The following is a 16,755-nucleotide window of genomic DNA, read 5'->3' on the forward strand; positions in this document are numbered from 1 at the left end:
TAACCCTTGTTTTTATAAAAAATAATATGATAAAAACATCTATACAATCAAAACATTTCAAAAATTAATTTGTTAAATAAATATTTAAAATTTATCTTGCAAATTCAATATTTTTCATAATTTCCTTTGCTATTTCAGGTTTATTCATTGTATAAATATGAATTCCCTTGATTCCATAAGCTAATAATTCTATAATTTGTTCACTTGCGTACATTATTCCAGCCTTTTTCATAGATTCTGGATTATCTCCGTATTTTTCCAATAATTTATCTAATGTGTGAGGAACAGAGCATTTTGAAAGTTCTATAATTCTTTTTATTTGTTTTGCATTTGTAACTGGCATAATTCCAGCAACTAAAGGTACTTTTATATCTAGTTTTTCTGCTTTTTCCTTAAATTTTATAAAAATATCATTATCAAAGAACATTTGAGAAGTTAAAAAATCTGTCCCAGCTTCAACTTTATTCTTCAAATGAAACAGGTCAACCAAATCATTATTTTCATAGTGAGTTTCTGGATAAAACGCACCACCAATTGAAAAATCATCAAAGTCACTGTTTTTTCTCAAGTCACTAATCAGTTCAGAAGCGTACTTATAATCTCCCTTGTTATAAATATCTTCTGTTTCTCCTTGCGGAACATCTCCACGAAGTGCCAAAATATTTTTTACATTTTTACTTTTTGCTTCCTGCAAATAATCATGAATTTCACTTTTCTTACTTCCAACACAAGTTAAATGAGCCAAAACTTCTGTTTTCAAATTATTTTTAATGTGAGAAGCCATTTCAATAGTCCCACCTTTAGTCTGCCCGCCTGCACCGTATGTAACGCTAATAAAATCAGGCTTGCATTCAACCAGTTCAGCCGTCACCTCTTTTAATTTCTCTTGCGAAAAATTTTTGTTTGGTGGAAAAATCTCAAAGGAAATAAGATGCTCCTTCTGTTCAAACATATCTTTTATTTTCATTAAAACCTCCTATATTAAAAATATTTTATCTATTTATTACTATTTTTCAAATTTTATCTATTTTTAACCAATTCTTCTATATTGTACTACAAAAAATTGGTTTTGTAAATTTTTTAACTATATATTTTAATTCTTATTTGTAATAAATTTTAGTTATAATCAATCTATTTAAAAATTCGAAATCTATGATAAATATTTTTCTTTAATAAAATAAAGTAATAAACTTTTACTGTACGATAAGAATTTGTCAAAATGAGCGATTCTGTAAAAATAAATAAAGAACAAATAAAAAAGAATTCCCAAAATTGTTATTTCAGGAATCCTTCAATTAATTTTATTTATGTTTTTTATAAGCTCTGATTCTGTTTGGAAGTGAGAATAATTTTATAAATCCTTCTGCATCTTTGTGACTATAAAGTTCACTTGCACCAAATGAAGAAATTTCTTCATCATACAATGCAAAATCAGTAAATCTTCCAGCGATTTTTATACTTCCTTTGTATAGTTTCAGTTTTATTGTACCATTTACATTTTTTGAAGTTTCATCTACAAATGCGTCAAGTCCTTCACGAAAGGGTGTAAACCATTGTCCTGAATAAGCTATGCTTGCATATTTTTGAGAAACAAGTTTTTTAAATTCAAAAGTATCTTTATCAAAAATTAAAGTTTCAAGCTCTTTTAGTGCTTCCATCAGCAATGTTCCGCCTGGTGTTTCATAAATTCCTCTTGATTTCATTCCAACTAATCTATTTTCAACAATGTCAATAACACCAACACCATTTTCTCCAGCAATTTTATTTAATTTTCTTAATAATTCCACTGGCTCCAATGCTTCACCATCTACTTTTACTGGCCAACCTTGTTCAAATGTAATATCTACGTATGTTGGCTTGTCTGGTGCTTTTTCAGGCGGAGTTGTCATCATATAGACAATATCTTCCTTATGCTCATTTTCAAGCCCTTCAATATCTCCGCCTTCGTGTGAAATATGCCAAAGATTTTGATCTCTTGAGTAAATTTTTTCTTTTGTTACAGTTATTTTTATATCATTTTTTTGTGCGTAGTCAATTGCATCTTCTCTTGAAGAAATGTCCCAAAGTCTCCAAGGTGCAATAATTTTTAATGTTGGATCTAATGAAAATACGCCAGTTTCAAATCTAACCTGATCATTTCCTTTTCCAGTACATCCATGACAAATATACGTCGCTCCTTCTTTGTGGGCAACATCCACCAATGCTTTAGAAATTAATGGTCTTGCAAACGAAGTTCCCAATAAATATTTATTTTCATAAACTGCCCCTGCTCTTAAAGCACGGAAAGCATAATCTTTTACAAATTCATCTTTTTTATCTTCTACATAAACCTTAGAAGCTCCAGATTCGATAGCTTTAACTTTTACAGCTTCCATATCTTCATCTTGTCCAACGTCAACACAGCACGCAATCACTTCTAAATCATAATTTTCTTTTAGCCAAGGTATGATAATCGAGGTATCAAGTCCACCTGAATAGGCTAAAACTACTTTTTCTTTTGCCATTTTTTTGTTCCCTTCAATTAAAATTTATTTGGAAAATTTTGTTTTAATGTTTTATTCCAGCTGTCAACTCTATTTTTTTGAGTTTTTAGGAAAGCATCAACATCTCCTTCAACTACAACTTTTGTCATTACATCTCCATTAGATAATTTTTTTACAACAGCTAAATCAGCATCCGACACAACTTCTCCAAAAATTGTATGATTACCATTTAACCATTCTGTTGGTACAGTTGTAATGAAAAACTGACTTCCATTTGTTCCTGGTCCAGCATTTGCCATAGCTAGTTTACCAGCTTTAGAAAAATTCAGTCCATTATTAACTTCGTCTTCAAATCGGTATCCTGGTCCTCCCATTCCTGTTCCAGTCGGATCTCCTCCTTGTGCCATAAAGTTGTCAATAACCCTATGGAATTTTAATCCATCATAATATCCTTTTTTTGCTAAGTTTACAAAATTAGCAACAGTTACAGGCGATTTGTCAGGTAATAAATTAATATTAACATCACCTTTTGCAGTAATAATCTTCACTTTCATTTTATACTCTTTACTGTATGATTGCACAGCAACAGTCATCATCATTAAAATTGATAACACCAGTAATGATACTCTTTTAATCATACATCTCCTTTCATTTCAATATATATTTTATGTTTTAAAGAAAGATTAGCTTTAAATCTAGCTTTAAAAATCTAAATACATTTTATCATATTGTAGAGGATTTTTGAATAAGATTTTAAAATAATTCTCTTTTCACAGCTATTTTTATTATTTAAAAATTATTACATGAATCACTAGCTTGTGTCTCCCCTGCAGGACAATGAGTTGTGGTAATTAAAACAATCAAAACTTTTATAGTTCTAATTCAATCCCTTTTTTTTGCAAATTTTCGATACACTCAACTAAATATTCATTATCATGTTCTTTATAAATTGGGCTATCTATAATTTTTTCTTCAAGATTATTATAATTTTCTGCTTTCTTTCCTCTATAATTCTTATCTCTCCATTCTTTAGAAACTTTATACCCTCTTTTTTCCATTTCATCCATAACCAATGAATGATAAACAAATAAATAATATGGAGAATATAAAAATACATAGTCTACTGTTTTATGTTTCTTTTTCCATCCATTTCCCCTAAGCGCACAACATTCTCTATGTTGACCAAGAAGTTGATTTTTAGGCAATAGATGAATAATTTGTTCATGCCATAGTCTCATCGTTTTCTCCTGTTAATAAAGTAGATTCTTGTAAATATTTATTTGGATATTTCTTTAGTAAAGTATTGATATATTCAATTACCGATTTCTGATTATTCCTCCCTCCCATATATTCTTCCAGTATGTTAAATAACCCTTGTTTTTCGATCTTCGTTGCCTTTTTTTTGAAATATCCCCATAAATGAAGAATTGCATTACTAAAATCTTTTTTACTTTCTTTCATATCCCTTACTTTTTGTATTCTTTCATTAATAAATACAATATCAATTTCTTTTTCTTTCAAATAATTTCTTATTTCCAAGTACACTTTATGCGATTTGCTTAACACATAATATTTATTTTTTGCCCATAGCTCTTCGCATTCTTTTTTTTTATTCATGTGGTTCACATCAGCCCTTCTTTCAAGATATTCAAATCATATATGAGCATTAACTTCATCTATGTTCTTCTTTCAATTTTTCGTTAGTTAATTTTTTTAATAGCTGTTTTTTTTATGTTTGTGAGTATTAAAAATTTAATCTAATCTTCATGCGTTTGTCGTGAAAATAATTTATTAAGTATATTCCAACCCATTTAAAATTGAACTACTAAAAATTATGGTAAATTTAGGGTTTGAGTAAAATAGTCATAGCTTTTGAGTTTGATTTTAAAGAAGTTTTGCTATAAAATCTAACCTCAGAAATTATAAAAACGGCAATTTAATAAAACTGCCGTCCTAAATTTATTTATAAATTATTTACCATCAAATACTGTTGGATAAGCTTTATCATTATTAAATGCCCAAGAACCATTGTAATAGTAGCTGTTATCATTTGAATTATAAACTAGATTTTTACCTGCTTTTAAATGCATATATTTGTATTTTTTCAAATATTTTTCAGTTTTTTCAACATTTTGAATTAAGACTCCAACTTTTACATTTTCATAAGTTTCTCCATCAAATACACATTTTTCAAAATCTACATCAACTCGGTAATCTTTTTCATTAATTTTTTTAAAATCACTATACACTTTCGGAATATTACAATATGAATCTTTTTCTAATTTTGCAGTTTTAGTATGTACTTTTTTTATTTCTGTACCTCCTGCAAAAGCCGCCATAGACATAATAAACAATACAAACATACTTTTTTTCATAATAAATTTCCTCCTTGATTTTATTATTATTATAATTTCTCTATAATATTATATCATATTTTCTTTGATTTTTCTATTTTTTAGGTAAAAAATAAAAATTTTTATTAAAAATACATCTAAAATTAATCAATAAATGTATATTTGGGTAAACAAAAAACTGCTTCATTTACAGTACTGAAACAGTTTTTGAATAAATATATTTATTAAATAATGTTATTTAGGAACTTCATAGGCTTGGTGACAAATTGGACATTGCATAAGTTCCTGCTTTTTGCTTATTGGAAAAACAGGTATCCAAAAAAGCGTAAACCATTGCTGTATGCTTATAAACTGTAAATCTGATAAATTGTGACATCGAGAACATTCGTATGTTCCCACTACACCTAGATTTTTTATTTTATTTTTTGTTCCAAATATTATAATCATTTTGTAGGATTCTCCTTTCGAGTTTAAGTATCTATGTTTATTTGTAGTACGATTTAATCTTCTTTTTCATTTTCTAATAATTTCAATCTTAAATCTTCTGCAAGTACATTTTCTTCAATTTCAGCAGGAGCTCCAGTCATTAAATCCTGTCCTTTATTTGTTTTAGGGAATGGGATTACTTCTTTTATTGAATTTTCTTTTAGCATTGCCATAAGCCATCTGTCGATTCCGAAGGCAAGTCCTCCGTGTGGCGGTACACCGTATTTTAATACTTCCAGAAAGAAGCCAAATTTTTCTTGCTGTTCTTCTTTGCTAAGCCCTAATTTTTCAAATACTTTTTCCTGTAATTCCTCTTCGTGAATTCTAATACTTCCACCACCGATTTCATAACCGTTTAGAACCATATCGTAGGAATCTGTCTTTATTTTATCAAGTTCATTTGAATCAAGATATTTTCTGTCTTCTTGTTTTATTGAAGTAAATGGATGATGTTGAGCCTTGTATCTATTTTCCTCTTCGCTCCATTCGAACATTGGGAAGTCAATTACCCATAGGAATTTGAAAGAATCTTTGTTAATTAATTCCAGTTCTTCTCCAAGTTTTAGCCTTAATGCTCCCAGCCCATCATGAACAATTTTATATTTATCAGCTAATATTAAAGCAATTTCGTTATTTTTAATTCCTAATTTTTGAGTAATTTCAGTTAATTTTTCTTCAGTAAAAAATTTGGCAATTGGAGAATTAATTTCGCCATCTTCATTAATTTTGATATAAGCCAGTCCTTTTGCTTTAAAATATATTTTTACAAAGTCTTCTAAATCTTTGATGTATTTTCTTGAAAATTTTTCAGCATTTGGAGCAACAATCGCTTTTACATTTCCACCATCTTTTACTGCATTTTCAAATACTCCAAATCCACAATTTTGTGTTTCTTTGGATAAATCAATCAATTTCATGTCAAATCTTAAATCAGGCTTATCTGAACCATAAAAATTCATTGCATCATCATAACTCATTCTTTCAAAATTTTCAGTAATTTCAATGCCTGTAACATCTTTAAATACTCGTTTTGCAAGTGCTTCTGTCACATTTAAAATATCTTCTTGCTCAATAAATGACATTTCCAAGTCTAATTGTGTAAATTCAGGTTGTCTGTCGGCTCTTAAATCTTCATCTCTGAAACATTTTGCAAGCTGATAATATTTATCAACACCTGATACCATAAGTATTTGCTTAAATAGCTGTGGAGATTGTGGCAGGGCGTAAAAGTCACCTTTGTTTATTCGGCTTGGAACTACAAAATCTCTTGCTCCTTCGGGAGTGGCTTTCGCTAGAATAGGGGTGTCAATGTCCAAAAATCCATTTTCATTCATAAATTTTCTAATTGAAAACAGCATATCGTTTCTTTTTATAATGTTATTTAACATTTTTGGACGTCTTATATCGAGGTATCTGTAAGTTAGACGCATATTTTCATTAAGATTTCCTGTTTCATCAATTTCAAATGGTAATTGCTTAGAACGGCTCAAAATCTCAATATTTTTTGCTTCAACTTCAATATCTCCAGTAGGAATATTTTTATTTTTGCTGCTTCTTTCAGCAACTTTTCCAGTGACTTTTATAACCCACTCATTTTTTAATTTTCTAGCTTCCTCAAAAAGCTCTTTTCCTGAAACTTCTTCATTTACTAAAATTTGAGTAATTCCATATCTATCTCGCAAGTCAATGAATGTGAAATGCCCCAAATCCCTAACTTTTGAAACCCATCCAGATAAAATAACTTCTTCTCCGATGTTTTCCATTCTTAATTCATTTAATTTATAATTTCTGTACATTTTATTTCCTTTCTTTATATTCAAATTTCTTTTAATTTATTTATATAAAAATCTCTAAAATAATTGGTATAAATAATGCCGGTAACATATTTGCAATTTTTATTTCTTTTTTTAATAATAAATTTACTCCGATTGCCATAACCATTATTCCACCAAGAAAATTTATATCTGAAATTGTTTTTTCAGTTAAATATGGTTTTAGATAATTAGCAAAAAGATAGAAAAATCCTTGGTAAATAAAAACTGAAACAGCTGAAAACATAACGCCTATTCCATATAGAGATGTTATAACGATGGAAATTACTCCATCTAAAATTGCTTTTATCTTTAACGTTGTATCGTCACCTGTAAGTCCACTGTTTATTGCTCCTACAATTGCCATTGCTCCTGTACAAAATAAAATTGTAGCAGTTGAAAAGCCTTTTGCAAAACTTTTTTCAGAATCATTAGTTTCTGGATTTTTGATAGCAAAATTAAGTTTTTTTTCCAAAAATAATCCCAAATTTTTTAATTTTAAATCAATATCTATGATTTGTCCAATTATAGAACCGATAATCAGATAAATTAAAACAATAATATCTCGATTTGAATTTATCGTGCTTTTCAAACCAGCAACTATTATAAATAGTCCGGCACACTCCATTATAAGATCTTTCATTTCATTTTTAAATTTATGGCCTACGAAAAATCCTATCAAACTACCCAAAATAATAGCTAAAAAATTTATAAAATTTCCCATAGCCCCCCCCTATTTTTCAAGACTTTTTCTTTCAAAATGTTTCAAAACTTGCTCAAAACTGTATTTTTCCTGTTCTCCAGTACTAAATTTCTTTATTGTAACTACATTTTCTTTTTGTTCATCTTCACCTAAAATCAATACATAGTCTGCATTTTCACGGTTTGCTTTTTTCATTTGGGCTCCAAAACTTTTTGGATTGTAGTCAAAGTTGACTTTTATTTCATTTTTTCGTAGTTCTTCTATTACTTTTACAAAATATTCTTTTGTTTCATCAAAATAAATAACGTAAATTTTGTTTTCTTTTTTTGCAATCAAATTTTCATCCATAAGCATTGCAATTCTTTCCATTCCAGCGGCAAAGCCTATTCCTGGCACTTTTGCATTTCCAAGTATTTCAAGAAGTCTGTCGTAACGCCCTCCAGCCAGCACAGTTGCCTGCGAGCCTAATTTGTCAGATTTTATTTCAAAGACTGTATCTGAGTAATAGTCAAGTCCACGTACCAGCTTGTCATTTACCACATAATTAATATTCATTAATTCAAGATATTTCTTTGTATCTTCAAAATAATTTTTGCTTTCTTCGTCAAGATAGTCGTATAATTTTGGGGCGTTGATAAATTGTTCCTGATCACCTTTATCCTTTGAATCCAATGCTCTTAAAGGGTTAGTTTTATACCTTCGTTTTGAATCGTCACTAAGTTTATCCAGTCTTTTTTCCATAAATGATTTTAAATCATCGATGTATTTTTTTCTTGAATCAATGTTTCCAAGACTGTTTATTTCGACAGTCAGTCCAGTAATTCCAAGTTTTTCAAGAAATTCACATCCCATTCGGATGATTTCTGCATCAAGGTAAGCAGAACGGACTCCAAACATTTCAATACCCATTTGGTGAAATTCTCTGAATCTTCCTTTTTGTGGGGCTTCGTAACGGTACATTGGACCATGATAAAACCATTTTACAATTGGAGAGGATTTGTGGAAACCAGCTTCCAAATAGGCACGCACGACTCCAGCAGTACCTTCTGGACGCATCGTAACATTTCTATTACCTTTATCTACAAATTCGTACATTTCCTTTGAAACAACATCTGTTTCATCCCCAACACCACGTCTAAAAAGCTCAGTTTCTTCCAAAATAGGCGTTATAATTCGCTCAAATCCATATTTTTCAAATACATTTTTTGCTGTATCAACAATTAAGTCATATTTTTTTACATCGTCAGAATATCTATCTTTCATTCCCTTTAAAACACTAATCATTCTTAATTTGTCCTTTCATCACATACAATTTTAGCAATTAAAAATTTATCTTCTCATATTATATCAAAAAATGTAAGTTATTATCAACATTTATTTTGAATTTATCTTTAAGCATTCAAATAATATTTTATGAATATTCTTTTTGATAAAATAAATAAATTATGTTATACTTTTGATTGAGAAGAATAAGGCGGAATAATAAATAAAATTGATTGAAAAAAGGGAGCAGAACTAAAAATGGAAATAGATATTTTAAAGGAAACTAAAAATGTATTTGATATTGAAATTGCAGAACTGGAAAAATTAAAAAGTAAATTAGGAGATGATTTTCAAAAATTAGTCCGAATGATTTTAGAATTGAAAAACAACAATAAAGTTGTTGTAACAGGGATTGGAAAGTCAGGAATAATTGGTAAAAAAATTACAGCTACACTTGCCTCAACTGGTACAACATCGGTATTTATAAATGCAGCAGAAGCACTTCATGGTGATTTGGGAATGATTAGTGATGGAGATGTGGTAATAGCCATTTCAAACAGCGGAAATTCTGACGAAGTATTAAGCATTTTAGCACCAATAAAAAAAATTGGTGGAAAAATTGTTGCATTTACTGGAAATCCTAATTCTACTTTGGCAAAATATGCCGAACTTACGATAAATGTGGGAGTAGAAAAGGAAGCGTGTCCGCTAGGGCAAGCTCCGATGAGTTCGACTACAGCGACACTTGTAACTGGGGACGCTCTAGCTGTGTGCCTTATGAAATTAAAAGATTTCACAGAAAATGATTTTGCCAAATATCACCCGGGAGGAAGCCTTGGAAAAAGGCTATTATTACATGTTTCAGATTTAATGCACATTGGAGATGAATTGCCAGTTGTAAAAGAAGATGAGAAAATTGAGAATGTATTAATGGTTCTTACAAAGAAAAAATTAGGAGCTGTGTGTATTTCGGACACAGGACTTGAAAATGGAAAACTGCTTGGAATTATAACAGAAGGAGATATTCGGCGTGCATTGGAGCATAAGGAGAAATTTTTTGATTATGTGGCTTCTGATATTATGATTTCTATACCCGTAACGATTGAAAAGGATGCGATGGCTCTTGATGCGCTTCATCTGATGGAAAATAGAAAAAGCCAGATTAATGTATTACCAGTCGTAGAAAATGGAAATGTTGTAGGCTTGATACGGGTACACGATTTAATAGGATTAAGATAGCAACATATTTAATTTTTTTATTAATAACAAAATTGTTTCTTAAATATACAGATAAATAATTTTTAAAAATTCTAAATTTTTTTGATTAATTGCTGTTTTTTCTATATTTTTTTCTTTTTTTAAACGTAAAGGGGATCAGTCGCTATCCCCTTTATAATCCCAGCTTGTCTAAGCATTTTTTTGAAATAAAATTGAAACTCGCTTTTTAATAACAGTTATTATCAACTCTATAAATTGATTGTAACTTAAAAGTTTCAAAAAAGCTCAAACAATCAATTTTATTCCAAAAAAATCACGACAGTCTTTAGTTTAATTATAATAGTTAATTTTAAGTAAAACAAAAAACAAGTGAAATTTTGTTAAAGAGAAAATAATGATTTAAGAAGAAAAAATATTAATTCAAATTATCTAAAAATAACAAAATATAAAAATCAAGATAAAAAAAATTATTTGTCTGAATACTTATAGGGATAAAATGTTGTTAAAAACTATATGTTTAAAAATTAGTTTAAATTAAGTAAGGTTTATGAAAAGTTTTGGAAATGGAGAGAGATGGATAATAAGAATTTATTGAAGGGAACGATGGTTTATTCTCTTATGAATTTGGTTACAAAGATGGGGTCGTTTATATTTTTGCCGATAATAACGAGGTTATTGACACAGGAAGAATTTGGGATTGTGGGAACATTGGCTCCGATTACTTCATTATTTACTGTAATTCTAGGGCTGGGGCTTTATAATGCTCAGATGAAGAAATATGTAGATTTGAAGGAAAGTGAAGATGAATTTGGAAGCTATATGTTTTCTTCAACTTTGATTATAGTAGTTTTTAATATACTTACTTATATTTTTTTATTTACGCCAATAGCTAAAAAACTTTTTTCATACATAGTTGATTTAAGCAAGGTAAGTTATTATCCCTTGATAATTGTCAGTGTATTGATTGCCACAACGAACGCTTTTAACAATCTTTCGACAACTTTGTTCAGAATGAAGAGAAAGTATATGAAGGTTGCGATAGGGAGTGTTGTAAGCCTTTTTACAACTTATATTCTGGCAATTTACTTTATAAAATACTTAAAATGGGGAGTTTTTGGAAACCAGTTTGCAAATTTAATTGCGCTGATTATAGTATTTCTGTTCTATTTTAAGGATTATTTTGGAAAATTTAGATTTAAGCTGAATTTTGATTATGTGAAATATTCGCTAAGAAATGGATTACCACTAATCTTTATTGAACTTACGGATCAGGTTGTGAATTTGAGCGATAGGCTTGTTTTGGCAAAATTTGTTTCTCTTGCGGTAGTTGGGGGATATACGCTTGCATTTACTGGAGGAAGGGTTTTGTCAGTTGTTACAGGTTCTTTTGTGAACAGCTGGACGCCAGAGTTTTATGAGGCGATGAAGGAGGATAGGACAAATCCGAGAATAACACGGAGTGTGGAAAACTTTATTGCAATTATTTCCTTTGCCTGTGTAATTGCACAGTTGTTTGCTCCAGAAGGAATAAAATTGATATTTCCAAAAAGTTATTATCAGGCGATAAATTATATGCCTTTAATTCTAGCTGGAATTGTCGTTCAGGCACTATTTTGCCTTGATTATTTTTTCCATTTTCACGAAGATAGTATATACATTTTTTATTTTACAATGTTTGCAATGATATTTAATTTGGTTGGAAATATAATTTTTATACCGAAATTTCCAGAAATTGGACCTATTATTGCCGCATGGACAACGTTACTTGCCTTTTTATTTAGAGCGATAATGGAAATGATAATTATAAGGAAAAAATACAAGATTTCGTTTAATTATAAAAAATTATTTTTATATTTCATAATTATTGTAAATCCTGTAATATTCTACTTGTCAAATGATCAGCTTTCGTGGATGAAATTTGGCTTGAAAATAGTTTATTTGGCGATAGTGACAAAATTGCTCGTAAATAGGGAAGTTTACGCTAAAATTGCAAATCTTGTAAATGGAATAAAAAGAAAAATTATAAAACGTTAAATTTTAAAGCTTTGGAAAATAAGGGGAAATAAAAAATGAAATTTACGATTTTTACACCAACTTTTAATCGAAAGGAACTGCTTGAAAAATTGTATAAATCACTTCAAAAGCAAACGTACAAGGATTTTGAGTGGCTTATTGTAGATGATGGCTCTGCTGATGGAACTAAAGAGAAAGCAGAAGAATTTTTGAGTGAAAAAAAGCTGGATATAAAGTATTATTTTAAGGAAAACGGAGGTAAACAGCGAGCGTATAATTTCGCAACTGATAAAGCAAATGGAGAACTTTTTATATGCCTTGATTCTGATGATGAATATGTGGAAAATGGACTTGAAACTATTTTGAAATATTGGAAAAAATATGAAAAAAATAGCGATATTGCAGGAATGGGATATTTGTCAACTTATCCAAATGGAGAAGTTATAGGCTCTAGTTTCCCAGAAAAAGAGATGATTTCAACACAGTTTGATATTTACAATAAATACGGAGTTAAGGGCGATAAAGGGCTTATGTTTCGGACTGAAATTATAAAAAAATATAAATTTCCAGTTTTTGACGATGAAAAATTTATTACAGAAGCTGTTGTCTATAACAGAATTTGTGAAAAATATAAGATGGTTTATGTAAATGAGAAAATCGAGATAAAGGAATATCAGGAAGATGGATTGACAGCCAAATATAACAATTTACTGCTGCGAAATCCGAAAGGACAGGCACTTTATCATAACGAAATCAATTCCCAGAATTTATCTTTTAAGCAGAAAATTCTAAATAATGCTGTTTATTATAAATTTTGCAGGGCAGCAGGATATAAATTTGGAAAAATATTTAAAGAAAATAAAAATAAATTGTTTTTAATTTTTGCTTTAGGAATTGGAGAATATATGTGGCAAAAAGAGAAAAATAAAAAATAAGATTTTGAGTTTGGAAACATATAAATTAAAAATTTAGAAAATAGAAAGAAATACGAAATGAACAAAAAATTAGATGATAAAAAAGTAGTAGTTGGAATGAGTGGCGGCATAGACAGTTCTGTCGCTGCTCTTTTGTTGAAACAGCAAGGCTATGAAGTTATAGGGGTTACGTTAAAGCATTTGCCTGATGAACTTTCGGAAAATCCTGGAAAAACGTGCTGTTCCCTTGATGATATAAATGATGCCAGATACACTTGCTACACATTGGGAATTCCTCATTATGTACTAAATGTTGTGGAAGAATTTAAAAAGGATGTAATGGAATATTTTATAAAAATGTATAATGCTGGAAAAACCCCTTCACCTTGTGTAATTTGCGATGAAAAGGTAAAAATAAAAAAACTTGTAGAATTTGCTGATAAAATGGGAATAAAATACATTTCGACAGGGCATTATTCAAAAGTTAGCGAGAATAATATGCTTTTATGGGACAAAAATAACAGAAAAGATCAGACTTATATGCTTTATCGGCTGGATAAGGATGTCGTGGAAAGATTTTTGTTTCCCCTTGCAGAATACGAAAAATCAGAAGTTCGTGAAATTGCAAGACAAAATGGTATTCATACCCATAACAAGCCTGACAGCCAAGGAATTTGCTTTGCTCCCAACGGATATATTCCATTTTTGAAAAAAGTACTTGGAAATGATGTAAAAAAGGGGAATTTTGTGGATAAAAATGGTAAAATTATTGGAGAGCATATAGGTTATCAGTTTTATACAGTTGGGCAGCGGCGTGGACTGGGGCTTAATTTAGGAAAGCCATTTTTTGTACTTGAACTTCGCCCTGAAACAAATGAGGTTGTTGTGGGAGATTTTGAGGAATTGCTAATAAAGGAAATAGAAGTGATAAATTGTAAATTTCATTATGATTTAGAAGAAATGATTGGAAAAAAATTAACTGCACGTCCGAGATTTTCTTCAAAAGGGCTGGCTGGAGAATTGAAACTTTTGAAAAGTGAAGAAAGCAATGAAAATAGGATAGTTTTTGAATTTGATGAAAGCACTCACGAAAATTCAGAAGGACAGCACATTGTATTTTATTTAGATAATGAAATTGTTGGTGGCGGGGAAATAAAAGTATTTGACAAAGTTTAAAAAATATGATAAACTTATCAAAGTCAAATGGCGACATGGTCGAGGGGCTTAGGCAGAGGTCTGCAAAACCTTGTACACCGGTTCGAATCCGGTTGTCGCCTCCATTAACTAATTACTGATAATAATTAATTTGATAACTACTTCAATGTGGTTATTTTTTTATTTTTAAAATTTTAGAAATTATATCATAAATTTTGAACATTTTACTGGTTAATAAATGTTTTTTCTTTTTTCTAAAGCAGAGGAAATCAATCGCCATTTCCTCTGCACTCCTGGCTCGTCTAAGCATTTTTTGAAAACAAAAATTAAACTCGCTTTTTAATAAAAGTTATTTTTATTTCTTCAAATAATTACCATTTTAATATTTTGAAAAAGCTCAGACAATAATTTTTATTTCCAAAAAATCACGACATTTTAATTCAATTATAAAAATTAATCTAATAGAAAAAATCCTAAATCGGTTTATTGAAACTAAAACATTTATTATAAATTTCCGAGATTTTAATTTTTCAGTAAAAGACAATTTATTTGAGCTTTTCTATTTCATTTAAATTGATAATAACTTTATGAGATTAAAATAACTTTTGTTAAAAGCGAGTTTTGTCTTTTGCTGTAAAATTGAAATTCGAGAGCGGGGATGCAAGGGCATGGCGTCTGATGCCCTTGCGTTAAAAAAACTGTTATTAAATAAGATAAGAAAAAACATTTAGAAGTATAGAAGAAAAAAATTGATTTTTATTAATTCTAAAGGTATACTTTAACGAATAAAGAATAAAAATTGAAAAGGGAGTTATTTAAAATGCGAATAAAAATAATTAGAGTAATATTAATGATAATTTTTGGAATGATTGTTGTTAGTTGTAGCCTTTTTGATAGTAATGAGTGGAAAGAAGCACATCGTAGAAGTGTTGAGCATGGTAGAACATGTTATGAAAGAGCAAATGGAAGTATTTATTGTAAGGATACTAAATAGTAAAGAGTTATTTGAAAAAATAAATAGGTGTTAGAGAAAGCCTTTTATAATAAAGTATTATTGTAATTGGCTTTCTCTTTTTTTCTGAAATGTAAAAATTAATGTAATTGATCGAAACCTTCTCCAAAGACTTTTGTTGTATCGGTTACTGTTACAAAGGAAGTTGGATCGTGAGTTTTTAGGAATTTTCTTAGCTGAATGAACTGCCTTCTTTCGATAATTGTGAGTAAAATATCCTTTTCAGCTCCAGAATAGCCTCCAACGGCTTTAAGCACAGTGCAGCCTCTGTCAAAGTCCTTTAAAATGTAGTTTAAAACGATGTCCTTGTTTGAAGTGATAATCATAATCTGTTTACGTGAATTAAATCCTTCAATAAACTTGTCAATGATAAATCCTGTTACATAGACACTTAAAAGTCCCACAAGTCCCAGTTCAATTCCAAAGGCGAAAATCGCTAAAAGAGTAACAATTGCATCTACGATGAAGCTAGACATTCCGTAACTGATGTGGCAATATTTTGTAAGAATTCTTGCAATGATTGAAGTACCGCCAGTAGAAGCTTCATAAAAATAAATAATTGTTATTCCTAAAGCACATAATGCACTTCCAAAAATTGTTGCTAAAATTAAATCGTGAGTAAGAGCATAGTTAGGGTAAAATTTTTCAAAATATGAAAGAAAAACGGATAAAATTACCGTAGCATAAATGCTTTTTATACCAAACTGTCCACTGATTACAATAAACGCAAGTGTAAACAGGATGAAATTACTAACTGCAACAAAGAATCCTGTTGAAATGTTAAAAATACTATTGACAACCAATGCCAGCCCTGTTACTCCGCCACTTGCTATTTTATTCTGGAAAAAGAAAAAATGTAATCCAAACGCCAGGATAAAAGTTCCAAGTCCAATTAAAAAATACTCTTTAATCAAGGTAAAAATTGTTTTTGTTTTCATAAAAATAAAATGTCCTTTATAAAAAATTTACGTTAATTTCAGGCAACGTATATCCTTTGTATAGAATTATACATGATATTACTTTTTTTTTCCTTTAATTATTGAACAAATTTTGAAAATATTTTTGTCTTTGGAGTCTGATATGTTATTATTAACTATAAATAGAGAGTTTGAGTGTGCAAAAAAAATAAAATTATAGAATTTTTTAATTAAATTTTGATAAAAAATATTAAAAAAATTTTTTATTAAATAATTGAAATTAAAATAAAAGTGTGGTATACTAATCTCGAAATTTTAGAAGAGATTTGTAAAATTTCAAAAATGTAATTGTTATAGCCAAATTTCTTTAAAATGAATAAATTTTGGGCTATTTCTAAAACAAAATTTATATGTTTCATTTTTAGG

At 29.3% G+C, this 16,755-nt stretch carries 16 protein-coding genes and 1 tRNA gene; 6 read left to right on the top strand and 11 right to left on the bottom strand.

Features of this window, described 5'->3' with window-relative positions; genetic code table 11:
• Positions 1 to 91: 91 nt before the first annotated feature.
• The 10 genes from metF to hisS form a co-directional block, all read right to left on the bottom strand.
• Positions 92 to 967 carry a methylenetetrahydrofolate reductase [NAD(P)H] gene (metF, locus tag QU666_RS02555; RefSeq protein WP_021768332.1) on the bottom strand — a complete coding sequence of 292 codons (876 nt, stop codon included), beginning with the start codon at positions 965 to 967 and terminating at the stop codon, positions 92 to 94.
• Between the two features lie 334 nt (positions 968 to 1,301).
• Entirely contained in the window at positions 1,302 to 2,504 is a 1,203-nt protein-coding gene (locus tag QU666_RS02560) for an argininosuccinate synthase (protein ID WP_021769280.1), read from the bottom strand.
• Positions 2,505 to 2,521: 17 nt separating this feature from the next.
• Positions 2,522 to 3,121, bottom strand: coding sequence for a peptidylprolyl isomerase (locus QU666_RS02565; protein WP_036070961.1), 600 nt, complete (start codon positions 3,119 to 3,121; stop codon positions 2,522 to 2,524).
• Positions 3,122 to 3,352: 231 nt separating this feature from the next.
• Positions 3,353 to 3,721, bottom strand: coding sequence for a TIGR02328 family protein (locus QU666_RS02570; RefSeq protein ID WP_021769282.1), 369 nt, complete (start codon positions 3,719 to 3,721; stop codon positions 3,353 to 3,355).
• Positions 3,705 to 4,100, bottom strand: coding sequence for a YbgA family protein (locus QU666_RS02575; protein WP_021769283.1), 396 nt, complete (start codon positions 4,098 to 4,100; stop codon positions 3,705 to 3,707). Before QU666_RS02575 ends, QU666_RS02570 begins: the two co-directional genes overlap by 17 nt.
• Before the next feature lie 353 nt (positions 4,101 to 4,453).
• Complete coding sequence (locus QU666_RS02580; protein WP_021769284.1) at positions 4,454 to 4,858, bottom strand: hypothetical protein; 405 nt, start codon at positions 4,856 to 4,858, stop codon at positions 4,454 to 4,456.
• A 213-nt stretch (positions 4,859 to 5,071) separates the two neighbouring features.
• Positions 5,072 to 5,284 (bottom strand): zinc-ribbon domain-containing protein, encoded by a 213-nt coding sequence (locus tag QU666_RS02585; RefSeq protein WP_021769285.1) that lies wholly within the window; start codon positions 5,282 to 5,284, stop codon positions 5,072 to 5,074.
• Between the two features lie 53 nt (positions 5,285 to 5,337).
• Complete coding sequence (gene aspS / locus QU666_RS02590; protein ID WP_021769286.1) at positions 5,338 to 7,119, bottom strand: aspartate--tRNA ligase; 1,782 nt, start codon at positions 7,117 to 7,119, stop codon at positions 5,338 to 5,340.
• A gap of 40 nt (positions 7,120 to 7,159) precedes the next feature.
• A complete protein-coding gene (locus QU666_RS02595; protein WP_021769287.1) occupies positions 7,160 to 7,858 on the bottom strand; it encodes a DUF554 domain-containing protein in 699 nt (232 codons plus the stop codon).
• A 9-nt stretch (positions 7,859 to 7,867) separates the two neighbouring features.
• Positions 7,868 to 9,121, bottom strand: coding sequence for a histidine--tRNA ligase (gene hisS / locus QU666_RS02600; protein ID WP_021769288.1), 1,254 nt, complete (start codon positions 9,119 to 9,121; stop codon positions 7,868 to 7,870).
• A 237-nt stretch (positions 9,122 to 9,358) separates the two neighbouring features.
• Between hisS and QU666_RS02605 the strand changes: the two genes are divergently transcribed.
• The 6 genes from QU666_RS02605 (at position 9,359) to QU666_RS02630 (ending at position 15,394) form a co-directional block, all read left to right on the top strand.
• A complete protein-coding gene (locus QU666_RS02605; RefSeq protein WP_021769289.1) occupies positions 9,359 to 10,339 on the top strand; it encodes an SIS domain-containing protein in 981 nt (326 codons plus the stop codon).
• A 552-nt stretch (positions 10,340 to 10,891) separates the two neighbouring features.
• Positions 10,892 to 12,352: a lipopolysaccharide biosynthesis protein gene (locus QU666_RS02610; protein ID WP_021769290.1), complete on the top strand. Its 1,461-nt coding sequence runs from the start codon at positions 10,892 to 10,894 to the stop codon at positions 12,350 to 12,352.
• Between the two features lie 35 nt (positions 12,353 to 12,387).
• Positions 12,388 to 13,266: a glycosyltransferase family 2 protein gene (locus QU666_RS02615; protein ID WP_021769291.1), complete on the top strand. Its 879-nt coding sequence runs from the start codon at positions 12,388 to 12,390 to the stop codon at positions 13,264 to 13,266.
• 57 nt (positions 13,267 to 13,323) lie between these two features.
• On the top strand, positions 13,324 to 14,421 hold the full coding sequence (gene mnmA / locus QU666_RS02620; protein ID WP_021769292.1) for a tRNA 2-thiouridine(34) synthase MnmA: 1,098 nt from the start codon (positions 13,324 to 13,326) through the stop codon (positions 14,419 to 14,421).
• A gap of 29 nt (positions 14,422 to 14,450) precedes the next feature.
• Positions 14,451 to 14,525: transfer RNA gene (locus tag QU666_RS02625), tRNA-Cys, on the top strand.
• Between the two features lie 695 nt (positions 14,526 to 15,220).
• Entirely contained in the window at positions 15,221 to 15,394 is a 174-nt protein-coding gene (locus QU666_RS02630) for a hypothetical protein (RefSeq protein ID WP_021769294.1), read from the top strand.
• A 98-nt stretch (positions 15,395 to 15,492) separates the two neighbouring features.
• Here the strand turns inward: QU666_RS02630 and QU666_RS02635 are convergent, their stop codons facing one another.
• Positions 15,493 to 16,350, bottom strand: a complete 858-nt coding sequence (locus QU666_RS02635) for a YitT family protein (RefSeq protein ID WP_021769295.1) — start codon at positions 16,348 to 16,350, stop codon at positions 15,493 to 15,495.
• Between the last annotated feature and the right edge of the window lie 405 nt (positions 16,351 to 16,755).

The organism is Leptotrichia sp. HMT-225, from assembly GCF_030644325.1.
In the GTDB taxonomy this organism is placed as follows: Bacteria; Fusobacteriota; Fusobacteriia; order Fusobacteriales; family Leptotrichiaceae; genus Leptotrichia; species Leptotrichia massiliensis.